The organism is Stutzerimonas azotifigens DSM 17556 (assembly GCF_000425625.1).
GTDB lineage: Bacteria > Pseudomonadota > Gammaproteobacteria > Pseudomonadales > Pseudomonadaceae > Stutzerimonas > Stutzerimonas azotifigens.
The window spans coordinates 1-20582 of sequence record NZ_KE384410.1 but is presented as its reverse complement, the minus strand read 5'-3'; the positions used below and the strand labels follow the sequence as shown (position 1 = coordinate 20582).

At 65.5% G+C, this 20582-nt stretch carries 20 protein-coding genes; 17 read left to right on the top strand and 3 right to left on the bottom strand.

Features of this window, described 5'->3' with window-relative positions:
• Window positions 1-7: 7 nt before the first annotated feature.
• From H610_RS0113450 to H610_RS0113440, 3 genes are read right to left on the bottom strand one after another with little or no spacing between them, the layout of a single operon-like run.
• Window positions 8-607 (bottom strand): superoxide dismutase, encoded by a 600-nt coding sequence (locus tag H610_RS0113450; RefSeq protein WP_028240156.1) that lies wholly within the window; start codon window positions 605-607, stop codon window positions 8-10.
• An 11-nt stretch (window positions 608-618) separates the two neighbouring features.
• The gene (chrA, locus tag H610_RS0113445) at window positions 619-1947 is read right to left on the bottom strand and encodes a chromate efflux transporter (RefSeq protein WP_051231744.1); all 1329 of its coding nucleotides are present in this window, start codon (window positions 1945-1947) and stop codon (window positions 619-621) included.
• Window positions 1948-1985: 38 nt separating this feature from the next.
• On the bottom strand, window positions 1986-2927 hold the full coding sequence (locus H610_RS0113440; RefSeq protein WP_028240154.1) for a chromate resistance protein ChrB domain-containing protein: 942 nt from the start codon (window positions 2925-2927) through the stop codon (window positions 1986-1988).
• Window positions 2928-2992: 65 nt separating this feature from the next.
• Here H610_RS0113440 and H610_RS23885 point away from each other — a divergent pair, with 65 nt between their 5' ends.
• From H610_RS23885 to H610_RS0113350, 17 genes are all read left to right on the top strand, one after another.
• Complete coding sequence (locus H610_RS23885) at window positions 2993-3844, top strand: MFS transporter (protein WP_051231742.1); 852 nt, start codon at window positions 2993-2995, stop codon at window positions 3842-3844.
• Between the two features lie 67 nt (window positions 3845-3911).
• Window positions 3912-4856 (top strand): LysR family transcriptional regulator, encoded by a 945-nt coding sequence (locus H610_RS0113430; protein ID WP_017677032.1) that lies wholly within the window; start codon window positions 3912-3914, stop codon window positions 4854-4856.
• Window positions 4853-5131 carry an EexN family lipoprotein gene (locus H610_RS0113425; protein ID WP_028240153.1) on the top strand — a complete coding sequence of 93 codons (279 nt, stop codon included), beginning with the start codon at window positions 4853-4855 and terminating at the stop codon, window positions 5129-5131. The genes H610_RS0113430 and H610_RS0113425 overlap by 4 nt, the downstream gene beginning before the upstream one ends.
• Before the next feature lie 236 nt (window positions 5132-5367).
• Entirely contained in the window at window positions 5368-7368 is a 2001-nt protein-coding gene (locus H610_RS0113415) for a conjugal transfer protein TraG (RefSeq protein WP_028240152.1), read from the top strand.
• On the top strand, window positions 7365-7829 hold the full coding sequence (locus tag H610_RS0113410; RefSeq protein ID WP_028240151.1) for a ribbon-helix-helix protein, CopG family: 465 nt from the start codon (window positions 7365-7367) through the stop codon (window positions 7827-7829). The genes H610_RS0113415 and H610_RS0113410 overlap by 4 nt, the downstream gene beginning before the upstream one ends.
• A complete protein-coding gene (trbB, locus tag H610_RS0113405) occupies window positions 7826-8878 on the top strand; it encodes a P-type conjugative transfer ATPase TrbB (RefSeq protein ID WP_028240150.1) in 1053 nt (350 codons plus the stop codon). Before H610_RS0113410 ends, trbB begins: the two co-directional genes overlap by 4 nt.
• On the top strand, window positions 8875-9258 hold the full coding sequence (locus H610_RS0113400; RefSeq protein ID WP_003103996.1) for a TrbC/VirB2 family protein: 384 nt from the start codon (window positions 8875-8877) through the stop codon (window positions 9256-9258). Before trbB ends, H610_RS0113400 begins: the two co-directional genes overlap by 4 nt.
• Window positions 9255-9527 carry a VirB3 family type IV secretion system protein gene (locus tag H610_RS0113395; RefSeq protein ID WP_023083647.1) on the top strand — a complete coding sequence of 91 codons (273 nt, stop codon included), beginning with the start codon at window positions 9255-9257 and terminating at the stop codon, window positions 9525-9527. The genes H610_RS0113400 and H610_RS0113395 overlap by 4 nt, the downstream gene beginning before the upstream one ends.
• A 15-nt stretch (window positions 9528-9542) precedes the next feature.
• Window positions 9543-11996 carry a conjugal transfer protein TrbE gene (gene trbE, locus H610_RS0113390; RefSeq protein ID WP_028240149.1) on the top strand — a complete coding sequence of 818 codons (2454 nt, stop codon included), beginning with the start codon at window positions 9543-9545 and terminating at the stop codon, window positions 11994-11996.
• Entirely contained in the window at window positions 11993-12718 is a 726-nt protein-coding gene (gene trbJ / locus H610_RS0113385) for a P-type conjugative transfer protein TrbJ (protein ID WP_028240148.1), read from the top strand. The genes trbE and trbJ overlap by 4 nt, the downstream gene beginning before the upstream one ends.
• A gap of 11 nt (window positions 12719-12729) precedes the next feature.
• A complete protein-coding gene (locus H610_RS0113380) occupies window positions 12730-13071 on the top strand; it encodes a hypothetical protein (RefSeq protein ID WP_028240147.1) in 342 nt (113 codons plus the stop codon).
• Entirely contained in the window at window positions 13068-14444 is a 1377-nt protein-coding gene (gene trbL, locus H610_RS0113375) for a P-type conjugative transfer protein TrbL (protein ID WP_028240146.1), read from the top strand. The genes H610_RS0113380 and trbL overlap by 4 nt, the downstream gene beginning before the upstream one ends.
• A gap of 12 nt (window positions 14445-14456) precedes the next feature.
• Window positions 14457-15161, top strand: a complete 705-nt coding sequence (gene trbF / locus H610_RS0113370) for a conjugal transfer protein TrbF (protein WP_028240145.1) — start codon at window positions 14457-14459, stop codon at window positions 15159-15161.
• Window positions 15158-16150: a P-type conjugative transfer protein TrbG gene (gene trbG, locus H610_RS0113365; RefSeq protein WP_028240144.1), complete on the top strand. Its 993-nt coding sequence runs from the start codon at window positions 15158-15160 to the stop codon at window positions 16148-16150. The genes trbF and trbG overlap by 4 nt, the downstream gene beginning before the upstream one ends.
• A gap of 2 nt (window positions 16151-16152) precedes the next feature.
• Complete coding sequence (locus tag H610_RS0113360; protein WP_028240143.1) at window positions 16153-17436, top strand: TrbI/VirB10 family protein; 1284 nt, start codon at window positions 16153-16155, stop codon at window positions 17434-17436.
• Window positions 17433-17678, top strand: a complete 246-nt coding sequence (locus tag H610_RS0113355; RefSeq protein WP_028240142.1) for a DUF2274 domain-containing protein — start codon at window positions 17433-17435, stop codon at window positions 17676-17678. The genes H610_RS0113360 and H610_RS0113355 overlap by 4 nt, the downstream gene beginning before the upstream one ends.
• A 495-nt stretch (window positions 17679-18173) precedes the next feature.
• Window positions 18174-20429 (top strand): DUF1631 domain-containing protein, encoded by a 2256-nt coding sequence (locus H610_RS0113350; protein ID WP_028240141.1) that lies wholly within the window; start codon window positions 18174-18176, stop codon window positions 20427-20429.
• Window positions 20430-20582 lie beyond the last annotated feature (153 nt).

Sequence of the window (20582 nt, the reverse complement as noted above, 5' to 3'; positions counted from 1 at the left end):
ATGCTGATCAGGCTGTCCGGGCGCACTGGATATATCGGTTGGCCACTTCATCCCACAGGATATTTTCCATAAATGCATCTACATAGGCTGCTGCCTTCGCGCCGTAGTCGATGTGGTAGGCGTGTTCATACATATCCAGGGCCAGTATGGGCGTTCCCCCTGCCATGGCGTGACAGTGATCAGATCCCCATTGATTGCTGAGCCGACCATCACGCGGTGACCAGACCAACAGCACCCAGCCAGAACCCCCCGCCAATGCTTTGCCCATTGCAGAGAACTCGGTTTGCCAGCGAGCCAGACTTCCGAAGTCGCGCTCAATGGCGTCCCGTAAGTCGCCGGGCGGCAACTGGCCATCACCGCCCAGCGCCGCAAAGTACACTTCATGCAGCACCATCGAGTTGTAGGCCACCAGTTCTTCTCGCTTGAGGCCATTGATCAGAAATCCAGCCTCATTCAAGTAATCAAGTTCTGCGAGCTTTCTGCGAATGGCATTGAGTCTTTTGACCGCGCCTGAATAGTTGTTTTCATGGTGGCTGACAATCAGTCGTTCCGATAGACCCCTGAGACTGGTTGGATCAATTGGCAAGGCGCGTATTTCAAGTGACATGGCTTCGTTCCTCACAGAATCAGGGTTTTCAACACCAGGCCCACGACAGCGCTGGCGGCAATGACTTGGATGACGCTGCGCTTGAAGCGGAACAGGGCTACAGCCGCTCCCAGCGCCATCAGCGCCGATATCCAGTCGAAGCGCCCGGCCAGGCCCTCGGGCCATAGCACGTGATAGGCGAAGAACACGGCCAGGTTCAGGATCACACCGACGACGGCTGCGGTGATGGCGGTCAAGGGCGCCGTGAAGCGAAGATTGCCGTGGGTCGATTCGACGAGCGGTCCGCCGGCGAGAATAAAAATGAAGGAAGGCAGGAAGGTGAACCAGGTCACCAGCGCCGCCGCGACGGCACCGGCGACGAACAGAAGGTCGGGACCGAACAGCGCCTGCACATAGGCGCCCACGAAGGCGACGAAAGCCACCACCATGATCAGTGGCCCCGGATTCGCTTCGCCGAGGGCCAGGCCGTCAATCATCTGCGTCGGGGTGAGCCAGGCGTAATGGCCAACCGCGCCTTGGTAGATGTAGGGCAGTACCGCATAGGCGCCGCCGAAGGTCAGCAGGGCCGCCTTGGTGAAGAACCATCCCATCTGCGTCAGGCTGTGATCCCAGCCGTAGCCTGCCGTGAGCAGCGCCATGGGAATCAACCACAGGAGAAAGCCGGCGACGGCCACGCGCAACAGGCCGGACCAGCGGAATCGGGCATGTTCGGGCGTTGGTGTGTCGTCATCAATCAGTGCCGGGCCGTAGGACTTGTCCGCTGCGGCATGACCACCACCCGTCTTGAACCTGTGCGGTGCAATGCGCCCGCCGATGTAGCCGGTCAGTGCGGCGCCGGCAACGATGTAGGGGAAGGGCACGTTCAGCGCGAAGATGGCCACGAAAGCGGCGGCGGCAATGGCCCACATCACGCTGTTCTTGAGTGCCCGCGAGCCGATGCGATGCACGGCCTGCACCACGACCGCCGTGATGGCGGGCTTGATGCCGTAGAACAGTCCCGCCACCAGGGCCGTGTCGCCGTAGGCGATGTAGAGCCACGACAACAGGATCAGGAAGCCCAGCCCCGGCAGCAGAAACAGGGTGCCCGCCACAATGCCTCCCCAGGTACGGTGCATGAGCCAGCCCATGTAGGTGGCCAACTGCTGCCCTTCCGGACCCGGCAGCAGCATGCAGTAGTTGAGCGCGTGCAGGAAACGGCGTTCACTGATCCAGCGGCGCTGTTCGACCAGTTCCCGGTGCATGAGGGCGATCTGTCCGGCGGGGCCGCCGAAGCCGATGAAACCGAGTTTTAGCCAGAGACGAAAAGCCTCCCAAAAACCGACCGGCGGCGGAGCCGCCACTACAACGTCCTCCGTCAAACTTTCTGTCACGTTATTTGTCACGTTATGGTTGCTCCTTTGTTGTCAAAGCTGGCGAGCAAGCCGTCGAAGACAGCAGATGCGGCGGCCAGCAGCGAATCGTCTTGGGTAAGGGTTTCGCGCAGCCCGGCGAGTACGCTCTCGATGCCGACCGCCTCGGGCGGCTGGATGCCACCGACATCGAGGTAATGCACCAGTAGGCCAAGCCGTGCGATGGCAGCCTGTTCCAGCCCGAAACTCACAGCCAGCACCTCGAAGGTGACGCGACCACCGATGTGGCTGAAGGTGGCACCATCGAAATCGAAGCCCAGCGCGTCGGGCGGGCAGTCGTCAGGACTGTCCAGCCACAGAATCCGCGCCTGCGGGTCGATGAAACGGCGGATTAGCCAGGCGCTGGCCAGCCGGTCCACCCAGGGCCGGCGCCGCGTCGCCCAGGTACGGCCCTGATAGTCGGACAGGCCCAGGCGCTCAATCACGCCGTTCATCGCCTGCGGTTCGTCCGGGGACAAGGCCCGCGCACAGGCCAGTTCCAGTTCACACAGGGCGGCATCCGTCTGCCGTTGCGCTTCGCCGGGGAAGAAGTCGATTTCGATTAGATTGGTGAAGGCCCTGCGCAGCTTGCGCACTTGCTTGAGCGCGTCTTGAACGGTCTCGGGGGTCAGCGTTTCCCGCACCTGTGCCACTTCGGCTGACAGGGCGGTGAATTCAGCGCCGCGATCGAACAGGGCGACGAAGCTCTCTCCCTCCGGCTCCTCGATGTGCAGCACATGGGCGCTCCCTCCTCCCTCGCGCACTTCGGCCGCCAGCCCTTCCAGGGTGGTGCGGCAATCTTCGTGTTCCGGCATCAGGTAGACACCGTCGCGCAGGACGGCGGCGCCGGATGCCTTGAGGGCACGCCAGACCCGTTGCCGGGCTGTGGCGTTCTCGGTGGGCAAAGACAGAATCAGGGTGATCATCTTCATGTTGTAGATATTATCTCAATGTAGAATAATACTCTACAACATTTTTTTCTGAGGCGGAGGGTCACATGAGCATCCACCTTGCTGGCTTAGTAGGTACGGCTTTCGGCTTTCTGTTCTCGGCCGGACTGATTAAGGCGGCGGCGCTTCCGGCAGTCGTCGTCGCTAGTAGGCGCAACGGTGGATTCGGCGAAAGACTCCTTCGCGGAACACGCATCTACCTCCAAACGCCACGGTTGCGCGGTCTGCTGGCATTGCATCTTTGCGCGGCGGCCGGTGGGGCGATGGTGTTCGTCAACACCATCGTGATCGTTCGGAACTTCTTGGATGGCAGCGAACAGCAGGTTGCACTGGCGCTTGCGACCTTCGGAGGCGGTTCCACGTTGGCCGCGCTGCTATTGCCCAAGGTGCTTGACCGAATCTCTGATCGCTGCGTGATGTTGTCCGCCGCGACGATGATGGTGCTTGCGCTGCTGGCCACTGCTGCCGCCTGGATCGCATTGCCATCTTGGCGAGATTGGGCGTTGCTGCTGCCGGCATGGGGCGTGTTGGGCGTTGCCTATGCCGGATTGGTGACGCCTGGAGGGCGCTTGATACGGCGGTCGGCACACGAGGAGGATCTACCAGCGGTGTTCGCCGCGCAATTCTCCTTCTCGCATATCTGTTGGCTGCTGGCGTACCCATTGGCAGGCTGGGTCGGCCTCAAGTTCGGTCTTGGCGTTGCCTTGGCTGCTCTGAGTTGCCTTGCGGTCGTTGGGATGCTTGCCGCAGTTCGGAGCTGGCCGCGAGACGACCAATCAGTTCTTGTGCATGAGCATGGCGATCTTCCAGATGACCATGCGCATCTTCGGTCGTATGGCGTAGCGCCGCACGCACATCCGTTTGTCATCGACACGCTGCATCGGCGCTGGCCCGGATGAACAAGTCGAGGTTCCGGCAATGGTTAAGGAGCGGCTTCTTTCTTGGTTCGCAGGGAGTGAGTATTCGATGGAATTGAGACACCTGAGATATTTTCTCGCTGTAGCGGAGGAACTTCACTTCGCACGTGCCGCAGAGAAGCTGCACATCGAGCAATCGCCCCTGTCCCGAGCCATCAAGGAGTTGGAAGAAGAATTGGGCGTTGTGTTACTCGCCCGTACCACACGCAGTACGCGGCTGACTCGTGCTGGCAAACTCTTCATAGTGCATGTGCGCCGCGTGTTCTCCGCCTTGGAACAAGCGCGCGACAGTGTGAAAGCAGCGGCGAATGGCTTTCATGGGCAGTTGCGTGTGGCCTTGTCCGATGGCATCACGCCATCGCGCCTGCCAGCTTTGCTGGCGTTGTGCCGCCAAGAAGAACCCGAGGTTGAACTGCGATTCTTCGAGGTGCCATTGTCTCAGCAGATCAAGGGGCTGCATGAAGATATGTACGACGTGGGGTTTGCACAGTCCGATGACGTGGGCGATGGCATCGCCACCATGCCGGCCTGGAATGACACGCTCATCGTGACGGTGCCAGCGCGGCATCCGCTGCTGGCACACAAGCGCATCCCTCTGGAGGAACTGCTGCGCTATCCGCTGGTTCTGTGCGATCCACAAGTGTGCGAAGGCCATGCCAAATTCGTCGATCGGGTGCTGCGCCGAGCCGACATTGAGCCGCTGGTCGCAGAGCGTGTCGCTACGTGCGATCTGATGATGGCCTTGGTATCGGCCGGCCTCGCGCTTGGGTTTACTGGCGCCGCGCGCATTGCCGCCAATCCCGATTCAGGCGTGGTGGCCCGGCCGCTGGCATTGCGCGTGCCGCCGCTGACAACCTACCTGCTGTACCCCGACGGCGAGCCGTCCGAGGTGCTGGCGCGGTTCGTTGAGCGCGTGCAGGCCATCGAGTCACCGGAACCCGCAAGGCCCAAGGCGGGTCGTCATTCCGATTTCCTAGAGGAGCCTCCGCCATGAAGAAGACCGTCCCATTCTTGTTGGTGGCCGCATTGACTGCCTGCGGCCAGTCCGAGACGCCTCAGAAGGCCAACACGTCGGAAGCGAATATCCCGACAGTGGAAGAACTGGCGGCCAACCCCGAACGGCTCAAAGAGTTGCGCCAGCAATGCAAGACCGATCGCCCCAAGCTCGGCGACTTGCTGTGCAACCGAGTGGCCGAGGCCACACGCAAGCGGTTCTATGGCGACGTCGAAACGCCGTACACGCCGCCGAAGGAACCGCCCAAGTTCTGATCGTTGGCGATTCGCCGCATCGCCTTCATTTTTCTGTTCGACACGCCGCAATGCGCCTTCGCTTGCGGCGTTTTTCTTTGGCTCGCCGTCACACTCATTCTGTCTTTTTGCTCGACCTTTCTGCTGAAAACGGTCTTTGACCGGCACTGACCCGGCACCGATCCTGACGCCTGCGGCACGCCTTTGTGCCGCTCTTTCCATGAGGAATCAGCTCAGGAGAAATCGGAGGCCAGGTCATGCAAGGGACGAACGTGCTGTTCGGTCAGATCGCCGTCGTATTCGGCATCGTGATCGCCGGCGTGTGGGGCGCCACACAATGGACAGCAGCCGCCCTTGGCTATCAAGTACGCCTTGGCTCGCCCTGGTTCGACTTCCTTGGCACGTCGATCTACCACCCTTGGAAACTGTTTGAGTGGTGGTTCTTCTTCGGGGCCTATGCACCGGAAGTATTCGACACCGGCGGCACCATCGCCGGCACCAGCGGCATGGTCGCCGTGGGCGTTGCCATCGCCATGTCGGTCTGGCGCTCGCGCCAAGCTCGCCTCGTTACCACCTACGGCTCTGCGCGCTGGGCTAGCGCGCAGGACATTCGCAAGGCGGGCCTCACGCAACCGGCCGGCGTGTTCCTCGGCCAGCACGACCGCCAGTACCTGCGGCATGAAGGCCCGGAACACGTCCTGACCTTCGCGCCTACGCGCTCGGGCAAGGGCGTTGGCCTCGTGGTGCCGACGCTGCTTTCCTGGCCCGCATCCGCCGTCATCCACGACATCAAAGGCGAGAACTGGCAGATCACCGCAGGCTGGCGCTCGCGTTTCTCGCATTGCCTGCTGTTCAACCCGACCGATGCGAAGTCGGCGGCCTACAACCCGCTGCTGGAGGTGCGGCGAGGCGCGCATGAGGTGCGCGACGTTCAGAACATCGCAGACATTTTGGTCGATCCCGAAGGTGCATTGGAGCGCCGGAACCATTGGGAGAAAACCAGCCACGCGCTGTTGGTCGGTGCGATCTTGCATGTGCTCTACGCCGGCGAAGACAAGACGCTGCGCGGCGTCGCCAACTTCCTCTCCGACCCGGCCAGCCCGTTCGAGCTGACCTTGCACCGGATGATGACCACGCCCCACCTGGGCGATGGGCCGCATCCTGTCGTCGCTTCGGCGGCGCGCGAAGTGCTCAACAAGTCGGACAACGAGCGTTCCGGCGTGTTGAGCACCGCCATGTCGTTCCTCGGCCTGTACCGCGACCCGACGGTGGCCGAAGTCACCTCGCGCTGCGATTGGCGCATCGCCGACCTGATCGCGGTCGAGCATCCGGTATCGCTGTACCTCGTGGTGCCGCCTTCGGACATTTCGCGGACGAAGCCGCTCATTCGCCTGATCCTCAACCAGATCGGACGGCGCCTCACCGAATCGCTCGATGGCTCCGATGGCATCGAGCGCCGCCACAAGCTGCTGCTGATGCTCGATGAGTTCCCTGCGCTGGGGCGCCTGGACTTCTTCGAGACGGCGCTGGCCTTCATGGCGGGCTACGGCATCCGCAGCTTCCTCATCGCGCAGTCGCTCAACCAGATCGACAAGGCGTATGGGCAAAACCACTCCATCCTCGACAACTGCCATGTGCGCGTGACGTTCGCCACGAACGACGAGCGCACCGCCAAACGGATCTCCGAGACGCTGGGCACGGCCACCGAGCTGCGCGCCCAGCGCAACTACGCGGGCCATCGGCTCGCGCCGTGGCTGGGCCACCTGATGGTGTCGCGCCAGGAAACCGCGCGCCCGCTGCTGACGCCGGGCGAAGTGATGCAGCTTCCGCCCGACGAGGCGGTGGTGATGGTGTCCAGCGTCGCGCCAATCAAGGCGAAGAAGCTGCGCTACTACGCGGACGGCAATTTCAAGCGTCGCGTGCTGTCGCCGCCCGTACTGGCGGGCGGGCAGTACGCAGACGCGCCGCCATCGCGGCCCGACGACTGGAGCGGGTTGGCGGTTCCCGCCGTGCCCGCCGCACCGGCCACGGCATCCGCCGATGGCCTGGGTTCCACGGATGACGGCGGCCCGCGCCGCCAACCCGAACTCTCCGAAACCGTCACCTACGCCCCCGAGCTGGCCGTGCCGACTGCCGACCTCGCGCTGCTCGATGACGACGACGACCTGCCGCTTCCCCTTCCTCGCCAGCTTGACCCGGTCATGCAGCGCACGGCGCGGCTGGCTTCCCTCGACCCCAACGACGGAATCGAGCTATGAGCCACTACCGCCTCAACCTATTCATCCAGCCAGAGCACGCCAAGCGCCTGGACGAGCTGGCCGCCATGAAAGGCGTGTCCAAGTCGTCCATCGTCGCCGCTGCCTTGGCGTCCTGGCTGTCGCCCGATGCCGCCGACCAGCGCGAGGCGGCCATCGCCAAGCGGTTGGATCGCCTGTCGCGCCAAACCGAACGCCTGGAGCGCGACCAGAACATCCAGATCGAGACGCTGGCGCTGTTCATTCGCTACTACCTCACGGTCAGCACGCCAGTCCCCGAGGCACACCAAGAGGCCGCCCGCGCCCAAGGCAAAGCGCGCTTCGAGCAGTTCGTTGAACAGTTGGGCCGGCACCTGCTGCGCGGGCGCAGCCTGGTGCGCGACGTGGTGGAAGAACTGCATCCCGACCCGATGCGGATGGAAGACGCGGCGGCAGCCGCGCAAGCGCAGGAGCGTGCGTCATGAGCGCCGTTCCGCAGTCCATGAGCGCCACGTCGCTCGACCGCCGCTTCCAGATGCTGCGCACGGCGATGGGGCCGCTGATCGCCGCGGCACTCGAAGACCCGGACGTGGTGGAGGTGATGCTGAATCCCGATCGCACCCTCTGGGTGGATCGGCTTTCCAGTGGTCGGGCGCCGATGGGCGTGGAACTGTCCGAAGCGGACGGTGAGCGAATCATCCGCCTCGTGGCAGCCCATGTCGGAGCGGAGGTGCATCGCGGCCAACCGCTGCTGTCGGCCGAGTTGCCGGAAACGGGAGAACGCTTCGAGGGCATCTTGCCGCCTGCCGCGCCGGGGCCAGCCTTCGCGCTGCGCAAGCGCGCCATCGGCGTCATTCCGCTGGAGCGGTACGTCATCGACGGGATGATGACCAGCGCGCAAGCGGGCTTTCTCGTTCGCGCCGTGCGCGAGCGGCAGAACGTCTTGATCGCCGGCGCTACCAGCAGCGGCAAGACGACCCTGGCCAATGCGCTGCTGGCCGAGATTGCCGCCACGGGCGACCGCGTGCTGGTGCTCGAAGACACGGTGGAGCTGCAATGCGCGGCCCGTGACCACGTTCCCCTGCGCACGCGCGCAGGCGTGGTGTCGATGACCGAGCTGGTTCGCTCGTCCATGCGCCTGCGGCCTGATCGCGTCGTCGTTGGCGAAGTGCGCGGCGCCGAGGCGCTGGATCTCATCAAGGTATGGGGCACGGGCCACCCCGGCGGCATCGCCACGATCCATGCCGGCTCCGCGCTCGGCGCGCTGCTGCGCCTGGAGCAACTGATTCTCGAAGTGGCGGTGAATCCGCCCCGTGCGCTGATCGCCGAGGCGGTCAACGTGGTGATCCACATCGCCGGACGCGGGCGCAAGCGCCGCATCGAGAGCATCGCCCGTGTCGTCGGCTTCGACGCAGTGGGCTACCAACTGGCGGACGCGCTGGAAACGCCGTTTCCCGAGCTTCAGCCACTTCCCGATGCCGCACCCGCTGCGGCGACTTCCCCACCCCCTGACTCACTTGGAGAACTGCCATGACGCAGATGACCATTCCTGCTTTCCGTTTTTCTGCAAATCCGGCTTTGCGTCTTGCGCGGCTGCGCTGCCTGGCCCGTCCTGCGGGACAAGGGCTGCTGCTGGCCGCGCTGCTGTTGTTCCTGGCCGGAACCGCGCAGGCCGCCGGTTCCTCGATGCCGTGGGAAGGCCCGCTGCAATCCATCCTCGAATCCATCCAGGGGCCGGTGGCGCGCATCGTGGCCGTCATCATCATCATCGCCACGGGCCTCGCGCTCGCCTTCGGCGATACGTCGGGCGGATTCCGCAAGCTGATCCAGATCGTCTTCGGCCTGTCCATCGCGTTCGCCGCTTCGAGCTTCTTCCTGTCGTTCTTCAGCTTCTCCGGCGGGGCCGTCGTATGAGTGCCCCGGACACCTTCGCCGCCGGCTTCGAGGTGCCGCTGCATCGCTCGCTGACCGAGCCGATTCTGCTGGGCGGTGCGCCGCGCACCGTGGCGATCGCCAACGGCACGCTGGCCGCCGCTGTCGGGCTGGGCCTGCAATTGTGGATACCGGGCGTGGTGCTCTGGATCGTCGGCCATTCGCTGGCGGTCTGGGGCGCGCGCCTTGATCCGCAGTTCATGGCCGTGTTCGCCCGCCACATCAAACACAAGCCGCTGCTGGATGTTTGAGGGGAGGACGCCGCGATGCTGAATCTCGCCGAATACCGCCAGCGCCCGGCCTTGCTGGCCGACTGGCTGCCCTGGGCCGGACTGGTCGCGCCGGGCGTCGTCTTGAACAAGGACGGCAGTTTCCAGCGCACGGCCCGGTTTCGCGGGCCTGACCTCGACAGCGCGACGCAAGGCGAACTGATCGCCACGTCGGCGCGACTGAACAACGCGCTGCGCCGCATGGGATCGGGCTGGGCGCTATTCATCGAAGCCGAGCGCCATGCGGCCGCCGACTATCCGCGCTCGGAGTTTCCCGAGCCGCTTTCGTGGCTGGTGGAGGAAGAACGCCGGGCCGCGTTTGAGGAATCCGGCCATCACTTCGAGAGCGGCTATCACCTGACGCTGGTGTACCTGCCGCCGGAGGAATCCCGTGCTCGTGCAGCCAAGATGCTCTACGAGAACACGCCGACAAATGGCGTGGACTGGCGCGAGCGGCTGCAAGCCTTCGTCGCGGAAACGGATCGCGTCTTTGACCTGCTCGACGGCGTGATGCCGGAAATTGACTGGCTCGATGACGCGCAGACGCTGACCTACCTGCACGCGACCATCTCGACGCGGCGCTACCGCGTCGGCGTGCCCGAAGTGCCGTTCCACATCGACGCGCTGCTCACCGATTCCGCACTGATCGGCGGCCTGGCGCCCATGCTAGGCGATCAGCACCTGCGGCTGGTGTCGGTGCGGGGCTTCCCGACCTCGACCTGGCCGGGGATTCTGGACGACCTCAACCGCCTCGGTTTTGCGTACCGCTGGAGCACGCGCTTTCTCTGCCTCGACAAAGCCGAGGCGGAAAAAGAACTTTCCCGCCTGCGCCGCCAGTGGTTCGCCAAGCGCAAGAACGTCATCGCGCTGCTGCGCGAAACGATCTTCCAGCAGGAAAGCCCGCTGGTCGATACCGACGCCAACAACAAGGCCGCCGATGCCGACGCCGCCTTGCAGGAGTTGGGCAGCGATCAAGTCGCCTTCGGCTATCTGACGGCGACCGTCACCGTCATGGACGAGGACGCCGCCGTCGCAGACGAGAAGCTGCGCATGGTGGAGCGCGTCATCCAGGGTCGGGGCTTCGTCACCATCCCTGAAACGCTCAATGCCGTGGATGCCTGGCTGTCCTCGCTCCCCGGCAATGCTTACGCCAACGTGCGCCAGCCCATCGTCTCGACGCTGAATCTGGCGCACATGATGCCGGTGTCGGCGGTATGGGCCGGGCCGGAGAAGAACGAACACCTCGACGGCCCCCCGCTGATCGTGACACGCACCGACGGCGCCACGCCGTTCCGGCTGGTGACGCACATCGGCGACGTGGGCCATACGCTGGTCGCGGGGCCGACCGGCATGGGCAAGTCGGTCTTGCTCGCCACGCTGGCGATGCAATTTCGCCGCTATCGCGGCTCGCGCATCTTCGCCTTCGACATGGGCCGCTCCATGCGGGCCGCCATCCTCGGCCTGGGCGGCGAACACTACGACCTGGGCACGGATGGCGAAATCGCCTTCCAGCCACTCGCGCGCATCGACCGTGAGGGCTACCGCACCTGGGCCGCCGAATGGATCGAAGGCCGCTTGCTGCACGAAGGCGTGGCGATCGGCCCCGACGAGAAGGCGGCTATCTGGTCGGCGCTGGGAAGTCTCGCCGGTGCGCCGGTGGAGCAGCGCACGATGACGGGACTTTCCGTGCTGCTGCAATCGAACACGCTGCGACAAGCGCTGTCGCCCTATGTGCTGGGTGGCGCCCACGGCAAGCTGCTGGACGCCGACCACGACCGGCTGGGCATGGCCGACGTGCAGTGCTTCGAGATGGAGGAGCTGATGCACAGCAAGGCCGCCGTCATGGCCGTGCTGCATTACCTCTTTGCGCGTTTCGATGAACGCTTCGACGGGGCGCCCACGCTGCTGATCCTTGATGAAGCGTGGCTGTTCCTCGATGACCCGGTGTTTGCCGCGCGTATCCGCCAGTGGCTCAAGACACTGCGCAAGAAGAACGTCAGCGTCATCTTCGCCACGCAGAGCCTCGCCGACATCAAGGATTCGAGCATCGCGCCCGCGATCATCGAGAGCTGCGCGAGTCGGATTTTCTTGCCCAACCCGCAGGCCACCGAGCCGCAGATTCGCACGATCTACGAGGGCTTCGGCCTCAACAGGCGGCAGATCGAGATCGTCGCCACCGCGCAGCCCAAGCGCGACTACTACTACCAATCCCGCCTCGGCAACCGCCTGTTCGAACTCGACCTGGGGCCGGCGGCTCTGGCGTTTGCGGGCGCTTCCACGCCGCAAGACCAGCGCGACATAGACCGCGTGCTGCTGGACGCCGGCGTGCCCGGCTTCGCGGGCGCCTGGCTGCGCCATCGCGGCCTCGATTGGGCGGCCGACCTGCTGCCCTCGTTCCCCGGCCTCGCGCCGGGTTCCCTCGCTGACCAACCTCTGGAGAACCTGCCATGAATAAGCGCCTTATCGCCGCCGCCATCGCGGCCATGCTTTGCACCGCCACCGCCCATGCGCAATGGGTCGTGGTCGATCCCACGAACCTCGTGCAGAACACGCTGACCGCGATCCGCACGTTGCAACAGATCAACAACCAGATCCAGCAGCTTCAGAACGAAGCGCAGATGTTGATGAACCAGGCGCGCAACCTCGCCAGCCTGCCGTCCAGCGTGGTGAACCAGTTGCGCGCCAATTTGGCGACGACCGAGCGGCTAATCGCCCAGGCGCGCGGCCTGGCCTACGACGTGACGAATCTGGATCGGGAGTTCGCGCGCCTGTATCCCGAGCAGTACGCCGCCACCGTCAGCGGCGACCAGATGTACCGCGACGCGCAGGAGCGTTGGAGGAACACGCTCCACGGCTTGCAGACCACCATGCAGATGCAAGCGCAGGTATCGCAGAACCTGGGCGAAGACGAAAGCGTGCTGGCCGACCTCGTGGGCAAGAGCCAGTCGGCCGAAGGCGCGTTGCAGGCGATGCAGGCCATGAACCAGTTGCTGGCTTTGCAGGCCAAGCAGTCGATCCAGTCGCAGCGGCTCCAGATCACGCAAGACCGGGCCGCCTCGCTGGAGCTGGCGCGGCAGGCGGCGGCCACCGAACGCGCCCGCGAGGTGCGGCGGCGCTTCCTGGGTGAAGGCACGCCGTACACGCCGCAGCGCGTGGACTTCTACGGCAACTGACGGAGGCCGCCATGCGATGCGTCCTCGCCCTGTCGGTTTCGCTGCTTGTGGCGCTGCTGGCCGCTTGCAGCGAGCAGCCGACCGACAACCTTGCCGATGCCCTGACCGCCGATCCCGTGCGGCTCAAGGCATTGCGCGCGCAATGCGCGGCCGACCGGCAGGCCACGGGCGAGGACGCTTGCCGCGCCGCCGCCGAAGCCTTCCGGCGGCGCTTCTTCTCCGGCCAGGCCGGGCCGGATGAGTACCAGACGCTGGCCGACCTGCCGCCGATCCCGCCAAGTTTCGATGCACCGGCCGAATCGGACGACGGCAGCGAATCGCCGGCCGCATCCGATCAAGAGGACGCGCCATGAATGACGTGACCATCATCGACCGCTTCCTCAGTATCTTCGCCGCCTACATCGACTCGGGTTTCGGGCTGTTGCAGGGCGAAGTGGCCTTCCTCACCGCAACGCTGATCGTCATCGACATGACGATCGCCGGACTGTATTGGGCGATGAGCCACGCCACCGGCCAGGGCGAGGACGTCATCGCCAAGCTGCTGCGCAAGGTGCTCTACGTCGGTGCCTTCGCCTACATCATCGGCAACTTCAACTGGCTGGCCGGCATCGTGTTCCGCTCCTTCGCCGGGCTGGGCATCACCGCCACCGGCTCGGCCATCACGATGGAGAACTTCTTGCAGCCGGGCCGGCTGGCGAAAACCGGCATCGACGCAGGAGCGCCGATTCTGGAGCAAGTCGGCGAGATGGCCGGCTTCCCCGAGGTGTTCGTCAATCTTGACGCCATCACGGTGATGTTCCTCGCCTGGCTGATTGTGGTCTTGAGCTTCTTCGTGCTGGCGATCCAGCTATTCATCACGTTGATCGAGTTCAAGCTGACCACGCTCGCAGGCTTCGTGCTGGTGCCTTTCGCGCTCTGGAATAAGACGAGCTTCTTGGCGGAAAAGGTGCTTGGCAACGTGGTGTCGTCTGGCGTCAAGGTCTTGGTGCTGGCTGTCATCGTCGGCATCGGTTCGGGCGTGTTCGCGGAGTTCCAAGTCCATCCCGCCGAGCCTTCCATCGACCATGCGCTGGTCATCATGCTGGCCTCGCTCACCTTGCTGGCGCTCGGGATCTTCGGCCCCGGTATCGCCACGGGCCTGGTGTCCGGTGCGCCGCAACTCGGCGCGGGCGCGATGGCCGGGGCCGCTGTCGGCGCCGCCGGCACGGCCGTTGCCGTCGGCGCTGCCGCGACGGGCGTAGGCGGCGCCGTCATGGCCGGGGCGCGCATGGCGCCTGCCGCCGCCAAGCTCGCTGGCAGCGGCGCGCGTGCTGCCGCCTCGACGGCCAGCAGCGCACGCTCGGCGTTTCAGGCCGGTTCCGCCGCCGCAGGCGGTGGCGCGAAGGGCGCGATGGCCGGCTTGGGCAACGTCGCCAAGACCGGCGCGCAGTCCGCCGGGCGCGGCATCGCATCCCGTGCTTCCGCTGCTGGGCAACGCATGGCAGCTCCCTTCCGCTCTGGTTGGAACGGCCAGGCGGCTGACGGCGACTCGGCAGCCGGAGCATCCGGCCAGGCCGCCGCAGGCGAGGCCACGTCCGGCGCAGCCAATACACAGCCCGCTTGGGCCAAGCGGCTGCATCGCCGCCAGCAACTCACCCATGCCGCGACCACCACCGCCCATGCGCTGCGCGGCGGCGACGGCGGCGGCTCCGGCCAGGGGCCGAGCCTGCGCGATTCCGATTCATAAGGAGAACTGACAATGCGATTCAAGAAACCGCAGGTGCGCTATGCCGACACGCCGCAGCCTGCCACGCCGTACCAAGCTGCCGGCCAGGTATGGGACGAGCGTATCGGCTCGCCGCGCGTGCAGGCGAAGAACTGGCGGCTGATGGCCTTCGGTTGCCTGACACTCGCGCTGCTGATGGCTGGCGGCCTGGTGTGGCGCTCGGCGCAGTCCATCGTGACGCCCTACGTGGTGGAGGTGGACAGCGCGGGCCAGGTGCGCGCCGTCGGCGAAGCCGCCACGCCTTACCGGCCCAACGATGCGCAGACCGCGCACCACATTGCGCGCTTCGTGACGCTGGTGCGCTCGCTGTCCATCGACCCCATCGTCGTCCGCCAAAACTGGCTGGACGCCTACGACTATACGACCGACAAGGGCGCAGCCGTGCTCAACGACTACGCGCGGGTCAACGACCCATTCGCACGCATCGGCAGGGAGTCGGTGACAGTGCAGATCGCCAGCGTCGTGCGCGCCAGCGACACGTCTTTCAACGTGCGCTGGACGGAACGCCGCTACGTCAACGGCGCCGCGGCTGGCCTAGAGCGGTGGACGGCCGTGGTGTCCATCGTGCTCCAGCCGCCGCGCACCGAAGAACGCCTGCGCAAGAACCCCCTGGGCATCTACGTCAACGGCTTGTCGTGGAGCCGAGAACTGGATTCTTCCGAAGGAGCCAAGCCATGAACCTGTCTTTCCGTATTTACGTTTCCGTGCTGATGCTTGCGGCCCTGGCGGGCTGCGCCACGCAGGGCAAACCGCCGCCGGTGATTTCGCTCGATGAGCCGGTGCAGGCTCAGCCGCTGCCCGAGCCGCCCGCGCCGGTGGAGGTGGTGGCCGTACCCGAGGTGTTGCCGATGCCGGCGCAGTTGAAGCCAGCGCCCGAAGCAGAAGACGCCAAACCCACGCCGGAACCGGCCGACGAGAAGGTGCGCGTCTCGCGCGCCAATGCCGAGGCCCGCGTCGCACCCACGCGCGAGGGCTACGTCAACGCGATTCAAGTCTGGCCCTTCACCGATGGCGCGCTGTATCAGGTCTATGCCGCCGTGGGTCGCGTGACCGTGATTTCGCTCCAGCCGGGCGAAGAACTGGTGACGGTAGCCGCCGGCGATACCGTGCGCTGGATCGTGGGTGACACGTCCAGCGGCAGCGGCGCCGAGTTGCGCGTGAACGTGCTGGTCAAGCCGATTCGCTCGAGCCTCAAGACCAACCTCGTCATCACTACCAGCCGCCGCACCTATTTGCTTGAGCTGACCTCGACGGAAAAGACGTGGATGGCGTCGGCGTCATGGGAGTACCCGCGCGACCGGATGCTGGCATTGCAGCGCCAGGCGCAGGCGGCCAGTGCCGCCGCCCCGGTCGATACCGGACTGTCGCTGGAGAAGCTGCGGTTCCGCTACGCGATCAGCGGCAGCAATCCGCCGTGGAAGCCGCTGCGCGCCTTCGATGACGGCGAGAAGGTCTATATCCAGTTTCCGCCGGGCATCGCGCAAGGCGAGCTGCCACCGCTGTTCGTCATCGGCGCGCAGGGCGATGGACAACTGGTGAACTACCGCTTCCGCTCGCCGTACTACATCGTGGATCGGCTGTTCGGCGCGGCCGAACTGCGCCTGGGCAGTGACAAGGGCGACGTGGTGCGAATCGAGCGCACGGACGGCGTTGCGCGGAGGAACTGACCATGAGCCAAGACGACGCCCCTGACCTTGCCACGCCGCAGGCGGGCAAGGTAGCGCCCGAGGCGGTGGCGCTGCGCGCCCAGCCGCGCCCGGTCACGCGCCTGAATCGGCGCACGCTGGCCATCCTTGCCGGCGGCCTGTCGGTCGCCGTGTTCGGGGCCACGATCTGGTCATTGCAGCCGCAGCGGCGCGGAGCCAGCGAGCAGGCCGAGCTTTACAACGTCGATCGCGTGTCGAAGTCCGAAGGGCTGGACGCGCTGCCAACCGATTACTCGAAGCTGCCGGCCTTGCCGCCCGCCGCACCCGAACTGGGGCCGCCACTACCGGGCGATCTTGGCCCGGCCATCGTGAACTCGCAGCAGCCGGTGACACCGGCCTATACGCCTCCGGGTCACGATCCCGAGGATGCCTTGCGCAAGGAAGCTGATGCGGCGGCGGCTTCGTCGGTGTTCTTCCGCTCGGGCGGCCAAGGCCAGGCCGCCGCCACGGTGGCGCAGGCGGCGCCGGGGGTGCCTGGCGCTGCCAGCGCGCTCGCGGCCTTCGACCCACTCGCTGCCGGGCCGGCCTCTGTGGCTGCACAGCCAGCCGATCCGACCGCCGTGCAGAACCGGCAAGACCAGAAAGAGGCATTCCTGAAAGGCGGCTCTACGGAAACCCGCAATTCCGGCAACCTGGCGCTGCCGGCATCGCCTTATCAGGTGATGGCGAGCACGGTGATCGCCGGCGCGCTGGTGACAGGTATCAAGTCGGACTTGCCGGGCGACGTGATCGCCACGGTGACAGAGCCGGTCTATGACACGGCCACGGGCAAGTTCCTGCTGATCCCGCAGGGATCGCGCATCCTCGGGCGCTACAACAGCCAGGTCAGCTACGGGCAGAGCCGCGTGCAGGTGGTGTGGAACCGGATCATCCTGCCCGATACGTCCTCGCTGACGCTCGACAACCTCGTGGGCACCGACCCGGCCGGCTACGCCGGCCTGGAAGACGACGTGGACTGGCATTGGGATCGCATCGTCGCCGGTGCTGTGCTGACGACGCTGCTGGGCGTTGGCGCCGAGCTGGCCGCGCCGGAGAACCGCCAGGACGGCAACCGCATCGTCATCGCCGGACGCGACAGCGCACAGGACAGCATCAATCAGGTCGGCCAGGAGATGACCCGGCGCAACATGAACATCCAACCCACGCTGACCAGCCGGCCCGGCCTGCCGGTGCGGATCATCGTCAACCGGGATCTTGTGCTGCGGCCGTACCAGCCGCTGTTCTTCAACCGGGGGGCTTCGCAATGAGCACGACCAAGAAGCTGCGGCTCGGGCCGCTGCCCAAGACCGAAAGCGTCAAGCTGACCTTCGCCTGTCCGGCCAGCCTGAAAGCCGACCTCGATCGCTACGCCGCGCTGCACGCGCAGGCGTATGGCGAGGCGGTAGATGCCATGACGCTGATCCCGCACATGCTGGAAGCCTTCATGGCGGGAGACAGGGGATTCAGGAAGGGCACGGCCACGCGGAGCGCGCCATCGAAGCCGGCATGATGGTGTCGTACATCGCCCGCCGCATCCATCGAACGCGCAGCCCCAAGGCTGCGCGTTCTTCGTTCTGGATGCCGCCAAGCCTCTTGGGCTATGATGATGCGGCAGGCCCGCCGTTCCTCGGCAATCAAGCACGACACAGTGCGATGCGGCTTCCCCTCCCGACGCTCTTATGTGGCTCCTAGCCCACGAAGCCGCAGTGCTGCAAAGCGGCCCCGAAAAGAGCTAACCTACTGCCCCACATACGGTTTCAAGCCCTTCGTGATTTACACGAAAGACTTGACACCGGCACTTTTTTGGCGTTCCGCGAAAATTCCGGGGAGTATCTGTGACGAAAATCATGTCCAACTCAAATGCGGGCTTGGATTAATACCGGACCCGCCAATAATGGAGCTTAATTGGCGTCAGGGCGTTGACAGCAAGGCACAGCTGGGCTTTCTTTCTTCAGCTGGCTGTCGGGTCGAACAGCCCGGAGCAGGTGTCCGCGGGAGATTAGGAATGCGTACCGACGCAAAAGTAGTGCATCTCAGCAAGGCCGCCCCCGAGCACAGGCCGGCAATGCCGGCGGGGCGGTTGCCGGTCGCCCTGATCAGCGTGCGCGACAAGGCTGCGCAGCAGCTCAAGCAGGCTCTGCAGGCGCTGTTCGACAACGCCGACGACGCCCTCTTCGACATGGCCGATCGGGCCGGCAGCAACAGCGACCAGAACGCCTTCTTCGAAGCCATGCGTGACCTGCGCATGAAGCGCCGCAGCATCGAGCGCAGCTTCCTGCAGCGGGTCTTCGAATCCTTCTCCTCGCTCAATCAGTACGAGATCGGCCGCCCCGCCGAACCCGACGTCTCCTTCGACAGCCTGGCCCTGGTGCAGAACGACGAACTCGAGGAGTCGGTGGCCGTCGACACCATGGTCGCCAAGGTGATGAGCCGCGACGCGCTCGCCCTCACCCACCTGACTACGCGCCTGAACACCCTGGTCAGCAAGAAGCTCGACGACCGGAACAACCCGCTCGGCCCGCTCACGCTGTGCGACTGCTTCCTGCAGGCCTGCTCCGAGCTGGTGATGGATATCCGCGTCAAGCTGATCATCCTCAAGATGTTCGACAAGTACGTGCTGACCAACCTCGACCAGCTCTACGCCGAGGCCAATCACACGCTGATCGCCGCCGGCGTGCTGCCGGAGCTGCGCTCCATTGCGCCGCGCGCGCGCCAGGAACGCCCTGCCGCCTCCGCCGCCGGCCTGGGAGCCGGCAGCTACGCCGACACCCAGGCTGGCGACGCCGACATGCAGGAAGTCTTCGGCGCATTGCAGAGCCTGCTCGCCGAAGTCCGCGACAGCTCCCTGCGCGCCATGCCGCGCCCGAGCGATGCCGTACCGATTTCCAGCAACGACCTGATGCGCCTGCTGTCGCACATGCAGACCCGCCTGCCGGCAACCGCCGAACACCTCGAAGTGCGCGACCAGCTCGACGAGCTGCTGCGTCGCGCCAGCGTCAAGAGCGGCAAGCACCGGGTCGTCGGCGAGATCGACGAGGACGTGATCAACCTCGTCTCCATGCTGTTCGAATTCATCCTCGACGACCGCACGCTGCCCGACTCGCTCAAGGCCCTGATCGCGCGCCTGCAGATTCCGATCCTCAAGGTCGCGGTGCTCGACAAGACCTTTTTCTCCCGGGGCAACCACCCGGCCCGCCGCCTGCTGAACGAAATCGCTTCCGCCGCGATGGGCTGGGGCGACCAGGACGATGCCCGGCGCGACAGCCTCTACCAGAAGATCGAGCAGGTGGTCAGCCGCCTGCTGAACGACTTCACCGACGACCCGGCGATCTTCTCCGAACTGCTGGCCGACTTCCTCGCCTACAGCGGCGACGAGCGTCGCCGCAGTGAACTGCTCGAGCAGCGCACCCGCGATGCCGAGGAAGGCCGCGCCAAGGCCGAAGCCGCCCGCCAGGACGTCGAGCGCGCGCTCAACCAGCGCCTGCTCGGCCAGACCCTGCCGGAGGTGGTGGTGCGCCTGCTCCAGGAAGCCTGGAGCAAGGTCCTGCTGCTGACATGCCTGAAGCACGGCACCCAGTCCGAGGAATGGCAGTCGGCGCTCGACACCATGGACCTGCTGATCTGGAGCGTGGCGCCGCACGAGGAATCGGCCGAGCGCCAGCGCCTGCTGGAGGAAGTCCCCGGGCTGCTGAAGTCGTTGCGCGACGGGCTGAGCAGCGCCGCCTTCGATCCGTTCTCCACCAGCGATTTCTTCAACCAGCTGGAGCTGCTGCACGTCCAGGCGCTCAATCCGGTCCCCGCCATCGAGCCGGCTCCGGAACAACCCGCCGCGGCGGACGGCGAAGCGCAAGCGCAGGCCCCGGCCGGGGTCTTCGTCGGCCCGCCGGCGCCGGCCATGGTCGAGGTAGTGGAGGAAATCGTCCTGCTCGCGCCCGGCGAGACCCGTGCCGCGGAGCCGGAAATCCAGCTGCCGGACGACGACGAAGCCATGCTCCAGGTCGACAGCCTGCGCGTGGGCAGCTGGGTGGAGTTCCAGGAAGACGAGGAACACAAACTGCGCTGCAAGCTCGCCGCGATCATCAAGCCGACCGGCAAGTACATCTTCGTCAACCGCACCGGCATGAAGGTTCTGGAAAAGACCCGCACGGGCCTGGCGATCGAGTTCCGCCGCGGTGCCGTGCGCCTGCTCGACGACGCCCTGCTGTTCGACCGCGCGCTGGAGTCGGTGATCGGCAACCTGCGCCGTCTGAAGAACGCCTGACCGTCTGGCCCCGACGGCGTGCCCCACGGCCTTGTGGGCCGCCTTCTCCCGGGGAGAGGGCTGGAGGCTGGAGGCTGGAGGCTGGAGGCTGGAGGCTGGAGGCTGGAGGCTGGAGGCTGGAGGCTGGAGGCTGGAGGCTGGAGGCTGGAGGCT

What these genes read in the sequence shown, in the direction of transcription:
- H610_RS0113425 (WP_028240153.1), top strand. Translation starts at nt 4,853, where the DNA reads ATGAAGAAGACCGTCCCATTCTTGTTGGTGGCCGCATTGACTGCCTGC.
- H610_RS0113450 (WP_028240156.1), bottom strand. Translation starts at nt 607, where the DNA reads ATGTCACTTGAAATACGCGCCTTGCCAATTGATCCAACCAGTCTCAGG.
- H610_RS0113400 (WP_003103996.1), top strand. Translation starts at nt 8,875, where the DNA reads ATGACGCAGATGACCATTCCTGCTTTCCGTTTTTCTGCAAATCCGGCT.
- H610_RS0113415 (WP_028240152.1), top strand. Translation starts at nt 5,368, where the DNA reads ATGCAAGGGACGAACGTGCTGTTCGGTCAGATCGCCGTCGTATTCGGC.
- H610_RS0113410 (WP_028240151.1), top strand. Translation starts at nt 7,365, where the DNA reads ATGAGCCACTACCGCCTCAACCTATTCATCCAGCCAGAGCACGCCAAG.
- trbB (WP_028240150.1), top strand. Translation starts at nt 7,826, where the DNA reads ATGAGCGCCGTTCCGCAGTCCATGAGCGCCACGTCGCTCGACCGCCGC.
- trbG (WP_028240144.1), top strand. Translation starts at nt 15,158, where the DNA reads ATGAACCTGTCTTTCCGTATTTACGTTTCCGTGCTGATGCTTGCGGCC.
- trbL (WP_028240146.1), top strand. Translation starts at nt 13,068, where the DNA reads ATGAATGACGTGACCATCATCGACCGCTTCCTCAGTATCTTCGCCGCC.
- H610_RS0113355 (WP_028240142.1), top strand. Translation starts at nt 17,433, where the DNA reads ATGAGCACGACCAAGAAGCTGCGGCTCGGGCCGCTGCCCAAGACCGAA.
- trbE (WP_028240149.1), top strand. Translation starts at nt 9,543, where the DNA reads ATGCTGAATCTCGCCGAATACCGCCAGCGCCCGGCCTTGCTGGCCGAC.
- H610_RS0113350 (WP_028240141.1), top strand. Translation starts at nt 18,174, where the DNA reads ATGCGTACCGACGCAAAAGTAGTGCATCTCAGCAAGGCCGCCCCCGAG.
- H610_RS0113380 (WP_028240147.1), top strand. Translation starts at nt 12,730, where the DNA reads ATGCGATGCGTCCTCGCCCTGTCGGTTTCGCTGCTTGTGGCGCTGCTG.
- H610_RS23885 (WP_051231742.1), top strand. Translation starts at nt 2,993, where the DNA reads ATGAGCATCCACCTTGCTGGCTTAGTAGGTACGGCTTTCGGCTTTCTG.
- H610_RS0113440 (WP_028240154.1), bottom strand. Translation starts at nt 2,927, where the DNA reads ATGAAGATGATCACCCTGATTCTGTCTTTGCCCACCGAGAACGCCACA.
- H610_RS0113430 (WP_017677032.1), top strand. Translation starts at nt 3,912, where the DNA reads ATGGAATTGAGACACCTGAGATATTTTCTCGCTGTAGCGGAGGAACTT.
- H610_RS0113395 (WP_023083647.1), top strand. Translation starts at nt 9,255, where the DNA reads ATGAGTGCCCCGGACACCTTCGCCGCCGGCTTCGAGGTGCCGCTGCAT.
- trbF (WP_028240145.1), top strand. Translation starts at nt 14,457, where the DNA reads ATGCGATTCAAGAAACCGCAGGTGCGCTATGCCGACACGCCGCAGCCT.
- H610_RS0113360 (WP_028240143.1), top strand. Translation starts at nt 16,153, where the DNA reads ATGAGCCAAGACGACGCCCCTGACCTTGCCACGCCGCAGGCGGGCAAG.
- trbJ (WP_028240148.1), top strand. Translation starts at nt 11,993, where the DNA reads ATGAATAAGCGCCTTATCGCCGCCGCCATCGCGGCCATGCTTTGCACC.